The sequence below is a fragment of the Mycoplasma putrefaciens KS1 genome, assembly GCF_000224105.1.
Taxonomy (GTDB): Bacteria; Bacillota_I; Bacilli_A; order Mycoplasmatales; family Mycoplasmataceae; genus Mycoplasma; species Mycoplasma putrefaciens.
The window spans coordinates 700,182-718,058 of record NC_015946.1; the positions used below are offsets into that span (position 1 = coordinate 700,182).

The 17,877-nt window shown below is 28.4% G+C and carries 12 protein-coding genes and 4 tRNA genes; 1 reads left to right on the top strand and 15 read right to left on the bottom strand.

The window, feature by feature from the left end; all coding sequences use genetic code 4:
• Window positions 1–2 precede the first annotated feature (2 nt).
• The 10 genes from MPUT_RS03010 to MPUT_RS03055 all read right to left on the bottom strand — a co-directional run bounded on the left by MPUT_RS03010 (window position 3) and on the right by MPUT_RS03055 (window position 9,882).
• Window positions 3–2,597 (bottom strand): ABC transporter permease, encoded by a 2,595-nt coding sequence (locus MPUT_RS03010; RefSeq protein WP_014035311.1) that lies wholly within the window; start codon window positions 2,595–2,597, stop codon window positions 3–5.
• Window positions 2,587–4,197 (bottom strand): ABC transporter ATP-binding protein, encoded by a 1,611-nt coding sequence (locus tag MPUT_RS03015; RefSeq protein ID WP_014035312.1) that lies wholly within the window; start codon window positions 4,195–4,197, stop codon window positions 2,587–2,589. The genes MPUT_RS03010 and MPUT_RS03015 overlap by 11 nt, the downstream gene beginning before the upstream one ends.
• A gap of 4 nt (window positions 4,198–4,201) precedes the next feature.
• The gene (locus MPUT_RS03020) at window positions 4,202–5,887 is read right to left on the bottom strand and encodes a BMP family ABC transporter substrate-binding protein (protein WP_014035313.1); all 1,686 of its coding nucleotides are present in this window, start codon (window positions 5,885–5,887) and stop codon (window positions 4,202–4,204) included.
• A 195-nt stretch (window positions 5,888–6,082) separates the two neighbouring features.
• Window positions 6,083–6,158 (bottom strand) — tRNA-Thr (locus MPUT_RS03025).
• 11 nt (window positions 6,159–6,169) lie between these two features.
• Window positions 6,170–6,245: transfer RNA gene (locus tag MPUT_RS03030), tRNA-Val, on the bottom strand.
• A 6-nt stretch (window positions 6,246–6,251) separates the two neighbouring features.
• Window positions 6,252–6,327: transfer RNA gene (locus MPUT_RS03035), tRNA-Glu, on the bottom strand.
• 6 nt (window positions 6,328–6,333) lie between these two features.
• Window positions 6,334–6,409, bottom strand: a tRNA-Asn gene (locus tag MPUT_RS03040).
• 197 nt (window positions 6,410–6,606) lie between these two features.
• A complete protein-coding gene (locus MPUT_RS03045; protein ID WP_014035314.1) occupies window positions 6,607–7,371 on the bottom strand; it encodes a hypothetical protein in 765 nt (254 codons plus the stop codon).
• A 2-nt stretch (window positions 7,372–7,373) separates the two neighbouring features.
• Window positions 7,374–8,234 (bottom strand): bifunctional 5,10-methylenetetrahydrofolate dehydrogenase/5,10-methenyltetrahydrofolate cyclohydrolase, encoded by an 861-nt coding sequence (locus tag MPUT_RS03050; protein ID WP_014035315.1) that lies wholly within the window; start codon window positions 8,232–8,234, stop codon window positions 7,374–7,376.
• Between the two features lie 7 nt (window positions 8,235–8,241).
• Window positions 8,242–9,882 carry a TrkH family potassium uptake protein gene (locus tag MPUT_RS03055; protein ID WP_014035316.1) on the bottom strand — a complete coding sequence of 547 codons (1,641 nt, stop codon included), beginning with the start codon at window positions 9,880–9,882 and terminating at the stop codon, window positions 8,242–8,244.
• Window positions 9,883–9,964: 82 nt separating this feature from the next.
• Here MPUT_RS03055 and MPUT_RS03060 point away from each other — a divergent pair, with 82 nt between their 5' ends.
• On the top strand, window positions 9,965–10,651 hold the full coding sequence (locus MPUT_RS03060; RefSeq protein WP_014035317.1) for a potassium channel family protein: 687 nt from the start codon (window positions 9,965–9,967) through the stop codon (window positions 10,649–10,651).
• A 34-nt stretch (window positions 10,652–10,685) separates the two neighbouring features.
• Here MPUT_RS03060 and gatB read toward each other — a convergent pair whose 3' ends face one another.
• The 5 genes from gatB to MPUT_RS03085 are packed head-to-tail and all read right to left on the bottom strand — an operon-like array spanning window position 10,686 to window position 17,862.
• On the bottom strand, window positions 10,686–12,128 hold the full coding sequence (gene gatB, locus MPUT_RS03065; protein ID WP_014035318.1) for an Asp-tRNA(Asn)/Glu-tRNA(Gln) amidotransferase subunit GatB: 1,443 nt from the start codon (window positions 12,126–12,128) through the stop codon (window positions 10,686–10,688).
• A 1-nt stretch (window position 12,129) separates the two neighbouring features.
• Complete coding sequence (locus MPUT_RS03070) at window positions 12,130–13,584, bottom strand: amidase family protein (protein ID WP_014035319.1); 1,455 nt, start codon at window positions 13,582–13,584, stop codon at window positions 12,130–12,132.
• Between the two features lies 1 nt (window position 13,585).
• Window positions 13,586–13,882, bottom strand: coding sequence for an Asp-tRNA(Asn)/Glu-tRNA(Gln) amidotransferase subunit GatC (locus tag MPUT_RS03075; RefSeq protein ID WP_014035320.1), 297 nt, complete (start codon window positions 13,880–13,882; stop codon window positions 13,586–13,588).
• Between the two features lie 12 nt (window positions 13,883–13,894).
• Window positions 13,895–15,889: an NAD-dependent DNA ligase LigA gene (gene ligA / locus MPUT_RS03080; protein WP_014035321.1), complete on the bottom strand. Its 1,995-nt coding sequence runs from the start codon at window positions 15,887–15,889 to the stop codon at window positions 13,895–13,897.
• 8 nt (window positions 15,890–15,897) lie between these two features.
• Window positions 15,898–17,862: a hypothetical protein gene (locus MPUT_RS03085; protein ID WP_014035322.1), complete on the bottom strand. Its 1,965-nt coding sequence runs from the start codon at window positions 17,860–17,862 to the stop codon at window positions 15,898–15,900.
• Window positions 17,863–17,877 lie beyond the last annotated feature (15 nt).

The window sequence follows — 17,877 nt, forward strand, 5'->3', positions numbered from 1 at the left end:
TATTACTTAACCTCCTTTAGCATTGTGTTTTCTAGTTTTAAAATATTTAAGTTAGTTTGTTGTTTTAATGATTTTTCTAAATTAAATAATTCTTCTAATTCAGATAGTGTTTTTCTTGGTGCCTGATCAACAGTTGTTTGGTACTGTTGTTTATTATCATCAAGAATTTGTTGGGCTTGCTTAATTCAATTCTGATAATGATTAATTAATTCTTGTTCTTCAAATCTAGTAATCACATAAATGTTTTGTTTTTCTAAAAAAGTAATTAATTTGAAAGCTTTTAAACTAATTTTTGTCTTTTGATTAATAAATTCTAGTGCATCATAATCTTTGATAATTTCAGCTCCAAATAACTCATTAATTTTTGTTTGAAGTTCTAAAGCTTTTTTCAAAGTTTTTTGATTATTTTTGATTGCTTGTTGATTAAAGTTTAAATCTAAATGATCATCTATCAAAGTTGACAATTCATTTAATAAAACTTTAGCTTTATCAACATCAGCTTGTGAACGCTTAATATCAATTTTTTCAAGACGTTGTTGTTTGTTTGCTAGTGCAGCTTTTTTAGCTTGTTCAAAACGGTATTGTTCTTTTTCAAGATCATCAAGATATTGGCTTAAAATCACTTGTAATTGAACTTGTTCATCTTTAACTCTGGTTTTTTGAGCTTGGTACTTAGCTTTTTGTTCTGAAATTTCTTGACTAGCTTGTTGTTTAGTTTTAGTAATTTCTTGTTTTAATTGACTAATTTGTTGGTTTGTTGATTGTTTAACTTCAGCTAGTTTTTTAGTTTTTTCTGAACTAGCTAAAGTTTTATCTAATTTTAGAATTTCTTTTTGTAGTTTGTATTCTGATTTAAGATTTTTAATTTGTTCTTCTAAAATTGCAATGGTCTTTAACTTATTAGCCTTAATTTCAATAACATTATCACGATAATCAAATTCATAAGAAATAATTCCAATTTGAGTATCTCTAAACATTTTAATTTCTTGAACTCTTAATTTATGAAATTTTTTATTTTCTTTCACGGCTGTTGAATATTCTTTTAAAACTTTATCTTTAGTTTGTTTAACTTTGTATTTATAATCTGTTAGTTCTAAATCATAATCACGAGATTGTTGAATAAATTTAGCATCAATTAAACTTAACTGTTCTTTTAACTTAATTTTTAGACCATTAACATTAAGTCTAGTTTTATCTTCATTAACAAAAGTTTTAATTTCATCAATTTTATTATCAATCATAATAATTGAATGGTTAAGTTCTTTTTTTAAGGCTAACTTAACATTTTTTCTTCCACTTCAGAATCAATGTGGTTTAGTTAGTTGTTTTTGAACTTGCTGATTGGTTAGATATTCTTGATAAGTTTGATTAACTTGATCTTTATATTGTTTTGTAAAGATTAAAAAGGTTTTTTGTAGTTTTAACTTAAACTGATGTCATTTTAATTTTCAAACAATTTCTTTGCTAACACCCGAAGTTAATAAGTTGAATCGGTTTTTTAATAACTCTCAAGGTTTAAACATAATAAAGATTGATGCAATTGCTGTGAAATAAATTAAAATTCCTGAAATCAATCCACTGATTTGAGTAGAGATATTGTATAGTGATGAAACAGGTCCACCACCAGTTTTAATTACTGCTCATAACCACCCAATTCCAATAATTCCTATTGGGTTATTAAATGCCACTAGTGAAACAGCAATTGCATCAAATCCCAAAGTAGGTAAACTGTTAGTAGCAAAAAAGTTGTTTGGACTAACTGTAAACATTGAAATAAATCCAGCAATTCCTGCCAGTGCTCCTGATAAAGTTAGTGAATTAATAATTTGAGCTTTGACATTAATTCCTACATACTTAGAAGCTGTTGGTGATGAACCTACTGCTTTTAGTTTGAATCCTAAAGTTGTTTTTGAAAATAAAATTCATACCACAACCACACAAACCAAAGCAATTAATAAAGGAATTACTACTGTATTAGATCCAATATTTAACTGTTCAGCTGGAATGTTTTTTGAAGTAAATGACAACCCACCTGCAAATTCTTTAAAATGACCAAAAAATCATTTAAAGATATAAAATACTGATCAGTTTAATAAGATAGTTGACACAACTTCGTGAATGTTAAATAATGCTTTTAATAATCCAGCAATAAAAGCTAGAAAAGCAGCAGATACTACACAAGCAAGAAACATCAACACAATCATTGAACCATCAACTGATGTCACTTGTTGATTTTCTTTGCCATAAAATAAAATGATTGTTGCAACACTTGTTGCAGTTAATATCTGTCCAGAAGCTCCAATGTTAAACACTCCTGATTTAAAAGCAATCGCCATTGATAGTCCTGCAACAATATAAACTGCCATTCAGTTTAAACTTATTTCATAAAAGTTTGAATCAAAATTAATTCCAAATAGCAATGCAAAATATTGGAAAGGATTAATATTTAAAAATGATAGAAAAATACCAGAAACAATAAATCCTGCAAGAATTGAAAATAAAGAACCTTTAATATATTTTCTTTTAGTTTTTGCGGCATCTGAACTAAATCAGTATTTTGCTTTTCTAGATAAGGTTCAACAGATTTTAGATTGCATTTCTTGTTATCTCCTTGCCAGTCTTAATTGCTTGTTCTTTTCTAATTTGTTCTAAAGTTTGACCAGTCATCAGCGCTCCAATTTCTTCTTTTTTAGCTCCTTTTCCAGGAAGTTGACCGATTAGTTTTCCATCATTAATAACAACTATTCGATCAGCAAGAGCCATAACTTCATTTAATTCATATGAAACTAATAAAATTGCTCTACCTTTTTCTTTTTCTTTTAAAATATGTGAATGAATATTTTCAATAGCTCCAACATCAAGTCCACGTGTAGGTTGAACAACAACTAATAAATCGTGTTCTTTTTTAATTTCACGCCCAACAACTGTTTTTTGTTGGTTACCTCCAGAAAGTCCTCTAGCGACCGCGGTTCCGTTTCTTGAACCACGAACATCAAATTCTTTAACAACAATTTGAGCATATCTTGAGACAGCTTTTTTATTAATAAATCCAAATTGTGAGAATGGTTTTTTATCAATTTCTTGGCTAACAATATTTTCTTCAACAGAAAAATCAAGCAGCATTCCATATTTATGTCTATCTTCAGGAATATGAGCCATTCCCATATCGTATCGTTTTTTAATACTACTATTAACAATGTTTAGTTTTTTATAGACAATCCCGCCTGAAACTGGTTTAACTAAACCTGTAATTGCTTCAACAAGTTCACGTTGACCATTTCCTTCAACTCCAGCAATTGCTACAATTTCACCGGGTCTTACTTTTACACTAAAAGTTTCTAGTCCATACACTTTAGGATTGGTATCTTTTTTAACTGTTAAGTTAATAACATCTAGCAGAGGTTCATCAGATAGTGGTTCAGTGTATCTATGTTTAACTTCAACAAGTTTTCTACCAACCATTGCTTCAGCAATTTCGTTTCCTGTAACTTTAGAAACATCTAAATCAATGATCTTTTTACCTAGTCTAATCACTGTAGCTACGTTAGCTACTTGTTTAATTTCATCCATTTTGTGTGAAATAAAAATAATAGTTTTTCCTGCTTTTTGAAGATTTTTCATCACTTTTAAAAGACCTTCAATTTGTTGTGGAGTTAGTACAGCAGTTGGTTCATCAAATACTAAAATATCGGCTTTACGATATAAAATTTTTAAAATTTCTACACGTTGTTGCATTCCAACTGAGATATTTTGAATTTTTGCATCTAAATCCACATGTAGATCATATTTATTCATAATCTCAATTAATTCAGCACGCATTTTTACTTTATTTAAAAATAGTCCAGCTTTAATTTCTTCAACACCTAAAATAATATTTTCTAAAACTGTATTTACTTCTACTAGTTTAAAGTGTTGATGTACCATTCCGATTCCTAATTTATTAGCTTTGATAGGATTTGTTATTTCTTCTTCTTTTCCATTAACTTTAATTGTTCCAGATGTAGGTTGATATAAACCAAATAAAATTGACATTAATGTAGATTTACCAGCACCATTTTCACCAACTAAGGCATGAATATCACCTTTTTTAACTTGAATTGTTACATCATCATTAGCAACAATCGCTCCGTTTAAAAATGTTTTAGTAATATTTTGCATCTCAATAGCATAATCAATTTGTTTTTCTTTTTCGTTCATAAGTTTATGCTTCCTTTTTTAAATTAGTTGGTGATGTTGATTTTTTTAACATATCTCAGTAATCCTTAATTCCTGCAATACCATCGTTTTCTAACTTTAAGTCTTTTCACTCACTACCATTCATAGTTTTTCCAATTAAATCCAATGCTTTATCTAGTGATGATTTTGATATATATTTTTTAAAGGTATCTCCAGAGTCTCTTAAAGCTTCTTTAAGTTTTTTCTCAATTTCCATAGCTTTTCCCTTTGAATAGTTCATAGATTCAACAGATAAGTTGGCAGCACTTGTTACAAGCCCATTAACTCTTTCAGGATTTCATTTTGTATCGGCTTTTCTTGATGAAGAAATTGATCAATCAGATTCTTCACCAACTAAAGTTTTTCCATCCTTAACATCATTACTTATAGCACCATTTTTGATCATTCTAGTGTATTCCTTACCATCAACAAAAGCTTTTTGTAGGGATCTTGCTCTATTTAAGGCATAAACTGAAGCTGAAACAATATTTTTCTTAGCACTTGTAATAAATCTAGTTTCATTACCTTTTTTTGATGCCCCGACACTAGTAACTTGATCTGTATCAACACCAATAACATAAGGTTTATATCCTGTAGCTTCTAAAACATCATTAATTTGCGGTCCAGCAACAGGGAAAATAATATCTGCTTGATTTGCAATTAGCCTGTCAACTACTCCTGATTTTGTTGCTCCACCAACATCAAACCCTTTTGAAAATCAAGCATTTTCATTAACATTATTTAATTTATCGGCAGTTGCTCTTATTCCTTCATTAGCAAAATAAACAGGTTGTAACTTATACTCAACTTCTTTTTCTTTATTGTCTTTTAATTTAATAGTTTGACCAGCAAATTTACTATTATATACATGCATTGCTGCAAGAAGTCCTCACATATAGTTATCAACAGCATTCTTATTAGTGATTCCACCAAACATACCTATTGATATATATTTGTTTCCGGCTTTTGCTCCTTGTAATGGCATAGATCCATCATTTTTCTTAGAAGCCTCCATTGCTTCTTGAGAAAACTCACCGCTATTCAAGCTAGTCATTTTTGGAAGATTTGCTCACATAATTGCATCTCAACCAGCATTAAATCCAGCTAATTCAGAATTAAATAATACTGAAATAATATTGTCTTTTTGAAATGCGGCATCTAATAAAACAACTGTTTTATTTCCTGATTTTTGCATTCTATCTGAAGCATAGTCAACAGCATTCAAATGACCAAATCCCGCTAGTAAAATCGCATCTGCTTTTTTATAAATTGCTGTGTTATATGAAGTTCTAAAAGCATCAATAGAATGATCTGGAGTTTCAACAAAATTATTACTATTTTTTTGAGCAAATTCTATATCTTGATCTTTAAATGAGTGACTGCCGGCATCTCATCTAGTTTTTCCACCAATTGAACTTGCATAATTAAATTTTCTAGCCTCCTTTTCATCTTTTATATCGAAATTACTATGAATTTGAGCACCGTATTTAATTACACCTTCTCAAGCACTTTCATTAAATGATTGATCTTTGATATTACCACCATCTGTAACAATAACAACTTTTTGGCCTAAAACACCTTCAGCAAAGGTTGGTACTTTGCATGAAATCAAAGTTGAAATTGACCCACTAGTTCCAACTATAGCTGTTAAAGTTGTTAAAAGTTTTTTCATTGCTAGATTTCCTTTCTCTTTCTAATATATTTATTTAAATAAATATAGTCCTAATTTTATTATAAGTTATTAAAGATGCTATTAATAGTTTTTCTTAGTTTAAGACAAGAGATAATTTCTAATTTTCTACAGATTAATTAAAGTTGTTATAAAAGTAAAAAAAAGCATCTTTAACAGATGCTTGTATTTTCAAAATGGTGCTGACTATAGGAGTCGAACCTACGACCTACTGATTACAAGTCAGTTGCTCTACCAACTGAGCTAAGTCAGCAAAATAAAAAATGGTGGAGTGTATAGGACTTGAACCTATGACCGCCTGCTTGTAAGGCAGGAGCTCTCCCAGCTGAGCTAACACTCCAAAATATGGTAGCCTGTACGGGGTTCGAACCCGTGTGTCCACGGATGAAAACCGTGTGTGTTAACCGCTTCACCAACAGGCCAGATAATGGCGGCTTTTACAGGACTTGAACCTGTGACAAACCGGTTAACAGCCGGTTGCTCTACCAACTGAGCTAAAAAGCCAAAATCTTTAAATAATTGTTTGGTCACTAGTTAATTTTATCTAAGACAATAAAGATAATATCACCACGTATTTTAAGTTTCAAGTATTTTTGAAGTTTTTTTCAAAAAATATAAGCTCAAAAAATCTAAATAAAAACTAAATAAAAAAGCAATTAAAAATTGCTTAATTAAAAATTTTTAGATCAAAAAAGTTGCGATTATCTTTCATCTTTTAATTGATGATTTAGTTTTATTTGTTCATAAAGTTCTTTAAATTCTTCATCTTTTGCAAAAACTAAATCTAATCTTTCTTGACTAATTTCATTTTTTTGAACTAGTTCATAGATCTTTTGAACTTGCTTTAATTTTTCAATTATCCTAGCTCTATTAATTTGTTCTTGTTGTTTTTGAGCTTGTTTTTGTCTTTCTAACTCTTGTCTTTGTCTTTCAAGTTCTTGTCTTTGATATGCTAGTTTTTGTTCTTCATAGTCTTGATCTTGATTGTCATCATCATAATCTGGGTCTTCATAATCTTGATCATCTGGTTCTACTTGATTGATAGTTAAATTAGAGTCTGGGATTTTTTTAACAAACAACAGATAAATTCCACCAACCATACATGCAACTGAACTAATAGCAACAATTGATAGAACCACTTTTAAAACAGTTGATCGAAAATAAATACTAATTACTGATAATGTTAAAGCTAAAGCAGAAAATAAGAAAATATAACTTCCTAAAATTAATAAACTAACTCCTGCTGCGGTGTTTAGTTTAATTGAACTTGAAACAAGACGTTCAGCTCCTACAACTAAACCAACGATTCCAAAAATAAACATAAATCAAGCCAACAACATTCCAACACCGGCTGAAATTTGAATAATTAAATTACTTGTTTTAAAAGTTTTATTATATTCATATGCCTGTTTAGCGTCAAAGAGATAGATAATTTTTTGTCAGTATCTTTGTAAATTTTTTTTCATTTTTAGCTACTTCCTTTTTCGCGGTCGTAATATAGCTTAAGTGTATTTTCTAATAATGTAACTACAGTCATAGGACCAACTCCTCCCGGAACTGGTGTGATATAACTTGCTAAGTGTTGAACATTTTCAAAATCAACATCACCAACTAATTTATTAGTAACTAAATCTCTTGTAATACCAACGTCAACAACAACAGCACCTTTTTTAATCATCTCTTTAGTAATGATAAATTGCTTACCTGTTGCTGAGATAACAATATCTGAGATTTTAGTATATTTACTAATATCAGTAGTATTTTTATTGCACATGCTTACAGTTGCACCCATATTTGACAACATAATTGCTAATGGTTTTCCGACAATATTTGAAGTACCTACAACTGTAATATCTTTATGTTCAACTTTAATATTATATGCTTTTAACAAATTTATGACACCTAATGGAGTGCAAGGAAAAGTACTTTGATAATTCTGAAACATTTTACCTTGATTAATGTAATGAAAACCATCAACATCTTTTTCAACAGAAATTGCTTGTAGATATGATTCTTCATCAAACTGACTTGGTAAAGGTAATTGTAATAAAATTGCATCAACACTATTATCATTATTTAATCGGTCAATAACTTGAAATAATTCTTGTTTAGAAACCTTTTGATCAAATTTTAAAACTTCTGATTCAATTCCAACTAAATTAGCTGCTCTGGTTTTATGTGCAACATAAACTTTACTTGCTTGATCATCACCAACTAATAACACTACTAGTTTAGGAATTCTTTTATTTTGTGATCTTAATTGCTCAACTGCTTGTTTTAAGATTTGCTTTTTTTGATCTGCAATTTTTTTTCCATCTAAAATGATCATAATTACTCTATCCTATAGTTACATCTTCATCTAAGAATTTTAAAGCTTCTTCTCTAGCTGGTTTAATAAAAATTAACAAGGTATTAGAAACACCTAATTGTCCAATAAACATAATTAAAACTAATAATATTTTAGTAGTAGCTTTTAGTTTATACATATCATCATAACCTAAAGGGCTTAACCCAACCGTTCCAAATGCACTAGTTATCAAGACTAGTATTTGAGTTGTTACACTCTGATTGTTAGTTGAACCAGTTTTTGCAATATTTTCAAATACTTGATGTGAATCAATATAAATAATAAATAAGGCAATAAAGATTAAAAATGATGAAATAAAAAAGGTGGCATAGCTTCTTCTGACCGTTTCATCGGGAATGGTTTTTTTAAAAACGCTGGTATATTTTCTATTTTTAATAATTGAAATTGTAGATAATAACAGAATTGCAAAAGTTGTGGTTCTGATTCCTCCGGCTGTTGAACTTGGAGCTGAACCAATAAACATTAAAATTGCTAAAACTGATTTTGATCCTGGGTTAAAATTATCAATACTAATAGTTGAAAAACCAGCATTACGTGAAGCAGTAGTATTAAATAAAATATCAACAAAACTAATTATAAATGGCTTGGTTATTTTTTGACCATTGACAAAACTATGAAAAATTAATGAATTATCATAACTAGCATATTCAGTTGATAACACTCCAATTGGGCCCAAAATAAATAGTGTTAAATAAACTCAAAAGTTTAATTTAGTAAATAAACTAAACTTAACTTTTTGACCTTGTTTTCTTGCTTGAATTTTACGTTTAATATCATGAAATGTTGGATAACCTAATCCACCAATAATTCACTCCAACATAAAAATGACTTGAATTGCATAAACTCTGTGATTATCAACATTATAAGGTTGTAGCGAATTAGGTGAAATAATATCAAAGCCAGCATTATTAATAGCACTTGTTGAATGAAAAATTGCAAATCATAATGATTTTCAAAAATTATGATAAGGTGAAACAACATTTAGTTGAACACCTGCTGAATTAACAGTTCCAGGTTTATTGAAAAAGAATAAGAAAAATAAGATAAAAGCTGAAGTTACTTGTACTATGCTAAGTCAAATAAACCCATCTTTAATTAAATGAATAGTTGAATTAGTAATAGTGCTTCCTCTTTCAGATTGAGCTACCATAGTATCTGAAATAGAAATTTTTTTATTAATTATTAAAAATAAAACTACTTTAAAAGTTAAAACTCCAATCCCACCAGCTTCAATTAATAATAATAAAATTAACTGACCTGTAAAAGTATAAGAATGTGAAACATCAATCACAGTTAATCCTGTATCACTAAAAGCACTAGAAGCTAAAAAAATACCAGTTAGGTAGTCTCAACTATATCTAGGATTTGCAGTTGGTGTTAGAGCAAAATTAGGAATCGAAAGTAACAGTGCTCCAAGTAAAATAATGCAAAGATAAATTAAAAAAATCTTTCCTGATGTCTTAGAAAGTGGTCAAAAGTTTTTAAATTTAATAAAAAATTTATCTTTTTCTTGAATTTTTCATTTTTTAAAAAAAGGTTTTTTAAAACGTTTTGAGGTGTTGTTTTGGTTTGAGTTTGTTTCATTTTGATCGTGATCTTTTGGAACCATCTTTGCACCTCTTTTCAACGTTATAATTATATCACTATAAAAGCTATGTATAATTTAATGTAGTTAAAGAGGTGCGCAAATCATGGCAGGAAAACAAAACTTTGCAATCATTGGTATTTCTAACTTTGCTTTATCAGTTATTGCTACTCTTGTTGAAAAAAGACAATCAATAACTGTATTTGATCGTGATGAAAAAAGACTAAATTTATATCTTTCAGAATACAGCACTGTTGATGCAATTGTTTTAGATTCGACAAACAAAAGAGCATTAGAAAAACACGGAATTCAATCTTATGATGGAGTGATTGTTGGAATTGGAAATAATGAAGCATCACTAGCAACTATATTAAATTTAATAGACTTGGAATGTAAAAAAATTATTGTAAGAGCAAAAGATGAATCACAAAGACGTATTCTATTAGCTCTAGGATTGGCTGAAAATCAGATCATTGTACCTGATAGAATTGCTGGACAAATTACTGCAATAAGATCAGTGTTTAACATTGATTTTGATGTTAATGTACAATCTATTGATGATGAATTTGTTTCATCAACTCTTGAAGTTGCTAATCCTGATATTTTTGATAAAACTATTCAAGAAATTGGACTATCATCTAACAAAGATTTTAATATTATTCAAATCAGACATAAAGGTAAAATCATTCTACCAGATGATTATGCAGAACTAAAAGAAGGAGATATGATACTTGTGTTTGCAAAAAACACAATTATTAATATGCTAGCTAAAAAAATTCAAGGTGAAGAATAAAAAAAGATTTGCACAATCAACTTTGCAAATCTTTTTATTTATTAAGTTTTTTAATCATTTGATCAATAATTGTAGTTGCTAAATCTGGATTAACATTTCCATTGCTAATTTTCATTAATTGTCCCATAAGAGTTTTAATAACTCTTTCAGGTCTTTGATGATATTGAGCTAGTAGTTCGATGTTTTGTTTTAAAATAGGCTCTAACATTTTTTTAATTTGGCTAGGATCAGAAATTAATTTTAAATTCAGTCTTTTAACAATTTGTTCAACTGTTTCATCATTAGAATCAAAAATAATCGGCATGATGATTTTTGTTTGTTTTGAAGAAATAATTTGCTGATCAATTAAATTAATTACACTTGCTAAGTTTTCAGGTGATAATTTAATTTGATCAATTGTTAAATTATCTAGGTTTAATTTTGATTGCACATCAGAAATTAGCATCTTTGAAACTTTTATATAATTGTTAGTTAATTTAATTGTTTTTTCAAAAAATTCAGTCATTTCTAGACTAGTTAAAATGATATTTGCATCTTCTAAAGTTAAACCTAAATCATTTGTATATCTCAAACGTTTTTGGTCAGCTAATTCTGGAGAATTTTTAATTACACTAGCTACTCAAGTTTTATCTAATTGAATAGGAAAAATATTTGGTTCTCTGAAATAACGATAATCTAAAGCGTCACTTTTACTTCTCATTAAAACTGTTTTATTAGTTGAATCATCAAATCTTCTTGTTTCTTGTTCAACAACTTTGTTTGCAAGAATAATTTCAGTTTGTCTGACAACTTCAAAATCAATTGCTTTTCTAATATTTGAAATTGAATTTAGATTTTTAATTTCAACTTTATTTGAAAAGCTATTAGATCCAAATGGTCTAATAGAAATATTGATATCAGTTCTTAGTGACCCTTCATTCATTTTGACATCACTTACATTTAAAAGTAATAATATTTCTCTTAATTTTTCAACATAAGCACAAGCTTCATCAGCACTTCTAATTACAGGTTTAGTAACAATTTCAATTAATCCAACTCCAGCACGATTGTAATCAAGATAAGTTAAATCATCTTTATGAATTTGTTTTGCTGTATCTTCTTCAATGTGTAAACGTTCAATTTCAATGATTTTTTTAAGATTATTATTTAGTGTAATTTCTAAACTTCCGTTTAACCCAATTGGGTTAAATTGTTGTGTAATTTGAAATCCTTTTGTTAGATCAGGATAAAAATAATTTTTTCGATCAAATTTTAATAAAGTGTCAATCTTCATATTTAAAGCGTTACATGCTAATATCGCTAATTCGACACCTTTTTTATTAACTGAAGGTAATGAACCGGGATAAGCCATATCAATTTCGTGAACTTGAGTATTTGGAGTTTGACCAAAACTAACAGGAGCAGGCGAAAACATCTTAGTTTTTGTTTTTAATTCCACATGATTTTCAATACCAATAATAACTTCAAAATTTTTCATTTTAATCCTCTACTATTTGGTTTTTAATACCGATGATGTTTTCTAATAATTTTGCTGCTTGTAAAGTTAAAAGATCAGATTTTGCTTTGGTAGTGATATTAATTCCAACTGGCATCTTTTCAATTTCAAAAAATGGAATCGTAATTGATGGTGTTCCTGAAAAATTGGAAAGAATTAAAATATCATCTAAAAACTCATTTTGAGATGAGTTTTCGTCTACTTCTTCAGCTTTATCAATCAAAGGAGCAACTGATCTTGCTGGAGGTAATAATAAGACATCAACTGTTTCAAACACTTTGTCAATTGCTTGATTTATTAGTGTTCTAACTTTTTTTGCTTTAATTAAATACTTAATTTGATTTTCACGTTTTAAATTCAATGAACCAATTAAAAAACGTCTTTTAACAACTGGACCAAATTTTTGACTACGAGTTTTAGTCATAATTTCAATATAGTCTTTACCTTCAACTCTGCTTCCAAATTTAATACCATCTAAGTTAGCATTTGTTGAAACACCTTCACTAAATGAAATCATCATATAAACTGGTGAAACTGCATCTAATAATTCTTGTGAAAAATCAATTGGTTTAACGGCATATCCTTTTGTTTTTAATTGTTCAAATAAATCAAGATATTTTTGTTTATGTTCTTGATCTAGAGCATCAAGCACATTAGTTAAATACCCAAAACTTTTTGTGTTATCAAAATTATTAAGTTGACGATAGAAATTAGTTTCATTAACTTCAATAGAAGTAAAATCTTTTGGATCAAAACCAAAGCTTGCATCACATAAAACTGCCATATCATCAACATTTCTAGTGAAATACCCGCAAGTATCTAAACTTGGTGCATAAGGTAATAAGCCATATCTAGATAAAGCTCCATAAGTTGGTTTGAACCCAACAATTCCATTATAACTAGCAGGTTTTCTAATTGAATCTCCAGTGTCTGAACCTGTGGCAAAAGGTACAATACCTTTAGCTACTAAATAAGCTGAACCTGAACTTGATCCTCCTACTAGTCGAGCTTTATCTCTAGGATTAACTATTTTTCCATTACATGAAGATAAACCAGTTCCACCCATTCCAAGTTCATCTAAAGCAGTTTTTCCTAGTAAAATTGCTCCACTATCATCTAGTCGCTCAATCACAGTTGCTGAAAAACCAGGCACATAACCTTCTAAAATTTTTGATGAACAAGATGTTGGAATATCTTTAGTTGAAAAGTTATCTTTTGCTAGATAAGGAATTCCACATAAAAGATTAGTAGTGTCAAAATTAGCATCAATTTCTTTTGCTTTTTTCAAAGCTTGAGTTTCAGCAAGATAGTTAATGGTGTTAGAATCTAATTCAGATTTTAATTCTCTAATCACTTTTTTAACTAATTCAGTTGTAGTGATTCTTTTGTTAATTAAATCATCACGCAGTTCTAATATACTTTTAGTTTTATAGTCCATGCTAATTTACCACCTTTACCACTGTTATGTAGTCTTGATCTTTAGTTGGTGCATTTTCTAAAAGATATTTTTGATCAATAACTTGTGGGTTGTCATCTTCGCGCAAAAAACTACCAATATCTTTTAAAGGATAAAAAGTTGGTTTTACATTTTCAGTATCAATACTAATAACTTTTTCAAGCTTTTGTGAAATAGCGTTTTCAATAGAAAGCACATAATCTAATTCTTGATCATTTGCTTCTATCATCAGATCTTTTGCTAGAGATTTTAAATAATTTTTATCAATTAGGCTTTTCATTATTTTTTCTCCTTATTTTAGTAGATTATAAAACTCTTGTTCATTGATTATTTTGATTTGTAGGTCTTGAGCTTTTTTTAGTTTAGATCCAGCATTTTCACCAGCTAGTAAATAATCGGTTTTTGATGTAATTGAAGATGTCACTTTTCCTAAGTTATCTAAGATAATTTCTTCAAAGTATTGTCTTTTTTGTGATAGAGTTCCTGTGATTACAAATGTTTTATTAGCTATTGTAGATCCTTGTGAAATTTGAGAATCTAAGTATGAAAAGTTAAGTCCAACTAGTTTTAATTCTTCTATTAATTTTATATTTTCTCGAATCTGAAATCAATCTACAATAGATTGTGCCATTACTGGACCTATTGAATCAATACTAATTAATTGTTCAAAAGTAGCGTTTTTTAAATTATCAATACTTTTAAAATGTTTAGATAAGATTCTAGCGTTTTTTTGACCAATGTGTCTAATACCTAGACCAAACAAAACTTTATCAAAGCTAGTTGATTTTGACTGATCAATTGCTTTAATTAAGTTGTCATACTTTTTCTGAGCAAAACCTTCTAGGTTTAAAATTTGTTCTTTATGTTGATCTAAATAATAAATATCTAAAATATTAGTTAAAATTTTATTTTCAAATAAAGTGATGATTAGCTGATCGCCAAGTCCCACAATATTAGTAGCATTTCGGCTAACAAAGTGTTGCAAGCACCTAATAGCTTGTCTAGGACAAGAAAGGTTAATACAAAACTGATCTACTTCATTGTCATTTTTTTCTAACAAGCTAAAACAAGCAGGACAATAAAGATCAGGTTTTCATTTTTTTAAGTTAACAAAATCAGGATCAATTATTGGTTGTAAAACTTCAGGAATAATATCACCAGCTTTTTTAACTTTGACATAACCATTAATTCTTAAATCCTTAGATTTAATAAATTCAGCATTATGTAAACTAGCAGCACTTACTAAAGTTCCCATTAATTTCACAGGTTCTAGTTTAGCATTATAAGTAATTTTTCCAGTTCTTCCAACAGTTGGAAAAATATCTAATAACTTAGTAGTTTTAATTTCTGAAGGAAACTTGTAAGCTGTTGCTCATTTTGGAGCTTTAACAGTATAACCTACTTGTTGTTGAAGTTGTTTATCATTAAGCTTAAAAACAATTCCATCAATTTGATAATCTAACTGATCTTTTAATTTTGTGTATTTATCAATATAATCTTTAACTTGATCTAAATTAGAACATAACATGCATTCAGGATTTGTTTTAAAACCTAATTCTTTTAGTTTAGCAATTGATTGTTGTTGAGTAAGATTTTCTGAATCATCAGCTAGATAATAATATAAGAATGCATCAAGTTTTCTTTTAGCAACAATTGCTGAATCTAACTGTCTTAAAGTTCCGGCTGCAGCATTTCTAGGATTAGAAAATAATTGTTCTTGATTTAAAATTCGTTCATGATTAATCTTTTCAAATTCTGATTTAGATAGATAAATTTCTCCTCTAATTTCAACTCTAGATTTTTTATTGATTGTTAAAGGAATTGATTTAATAGTTTTAACATTAACAGTCACATCTTCACCAATTATGCCATCACCACGAGTAGCAGCAGTTGTTAAAACTCCATTTTCATAAACCAAAGAAATTGATAAACCATCAATTTTTAATTCAGCAAAATAACTATTTTCAATAGTATTTGTCACTTTAGCTATTTGCTGATTAAAATCTAAAAATTCTTTAAAACTAAAAACGTTATTTAAACTTAACATTGCTGATTGGTGTTGAACTTTTTTAAAGGCATCAATCACAGTTCCACCAACTCTTTGACTTGGAGAATCTAAAGTAATTAACTCGGGATATTTTCTTTCTAAACTAATTAGTTTAACCAAAAGCTGATCATATTCAGCATCATCAACTGTTGGATTATCTAAAACATAGTATTGATAAGATCACTTGTTAAGTTGTTCTTTTAGTTGATTAATTTCTAGTAACGCTTGTTGTTTGTTCATAGATACTCCTAGAAATCTGAATCGATTTCTTTTTCTTGATCAGGATCTAAATCAGTATTTTTCAAAGTATAAATTTTTGGTTTTTCTTTATGTTTTAGATACTTAAAGTCCTTTTGATCAATAACTTCATCATCATAATTGCTATATTCAGACATAACTTTGATTAGTAGTTCTTGTTGTTCTAACATTTTTGATGTATCAATACCTTCAGCAATAAATCTTTTAACTTTATTATCATCTTGTTGTTTTTTAACAATTTGTTTAATAATTGGTAAACCCAAAAATAAACTTACTCCCACTGACGGTCTAATTATTAATGGTAGGAAAATAACTATAATTAGAGCTAGTAATAATGAAGATGATAAAACTTTTAATAGATCAGAAAATGAAACTATTACATTAGTATTCAAGTTAATAGGTACAAATTTTTGAATAACAAAAATTGTAACTAAATAAGGAATTAACAAAGCAATTAAAAGATAAATCAAGTTTTGAATAATTGAATTGAATTTAGCAACATAAACTAACTTATCTCAAGTAAAGATTCATAAGTAAAGATAAGCAATTAATAAAAAGATGATTTTAAAAACATAAAAAACAACTAAAACAGTTGGTACTCTCATAGTATTTGTTGTTGCTAAACTCTTAGCAACAATTAAAGTAATTGAAAATGAAACAATCAAATAAACTAGCGCAATAACATTAATGCCTTTTCCAATTGCTTTGTTCATTCCCTTGGCTTGAACTAATGAAAATTTTCCTTCTAAAATAATGTTAATAGCAGTTGTCAGTGCAAAAATTACTGAAAAAGTGAACTTTGTAAAGATAAATTCAATGTTGGCACGATCTGCGGGTAGTAAATTATCTTTTAAAACTATTGACCCAAATAATCCTGAAACAATAAAAGGCGTTAACATAGAAATCATTGCAAATGATAGTGCTGCTACAACATAAGTATAAAGTTCATAATTAATATAAGAATTTCAATCTAATCGACCGTTTTTAATAATGATGCTTAAAAAATACTCTCTAAATGAAGTAATCAGAGTTGACATAAGAATTCTAACATTAACTCCCACTACCATATAAAGAGATAGTAAAGAGGTTGCTTTCAAAGCAGATGCTCCCAATGCTAAAAAGATAATTAAAATATCTGTTTTACCTAAAATTGACATTCCGATTTCAGATCAAAAGATTTTATATGATCTTCTTACTAAATGAGAATTATTAAAATCACTATAAAATTTTAATCACGGATATTTCAAACGCACATATTGTTTGATTAAAAAACCTCTGATAAATGGATAAATTAAAAAGATTAAAAAAATATAAACTGGTGAAAAACTATCACCAATTGTTAAATAGTGGTTTAAGCCTACAAAAAATAAACCATAAATTAGAATATCTGAAAACAGAATTACTAATCGTCTTGTTCCATTTCTTTGATCAGCACTTAAAATATTTTCATAAACACCAAATAAACCACTTGATAAACATTCTTTAAATCCAAATATAAAAAATATCAAGCTTAATTCTCAAAATCTTAAGCTTGTTTTATTACCAGAAGGAGATAAAAATTCTAATGATCATTTAGCTGGTTCTCCACCAATAATAGTTGGAGCTAATGCGATTTCTAATGGATATAAGATTGATAAAACTAATATCAATGTAAATCCAGAAATAATGTTGTTATTATATCTTCTTTTAGCAGTTGAAAAAATTTCATTAGCTGAGATTCAATCACCTTCAGACAAAGGTCTCATTAACATAACAATAGTTGCTATTGCTAGTGCACCTTCACTTGTTCCGGCAATTAATGATAAAGACATACTAATTCTAATAAACCCATTTATTTCAGTACCAAATGTTTTTAGAATTCAAAAGATCATTAAGAATTGAATCAACATATTTGTAAGAGAAATTAAAACACCTACAAACGCACTGAAAACACCATATTTTGCAGATGTTTTCATATGTGACCTCCTTCT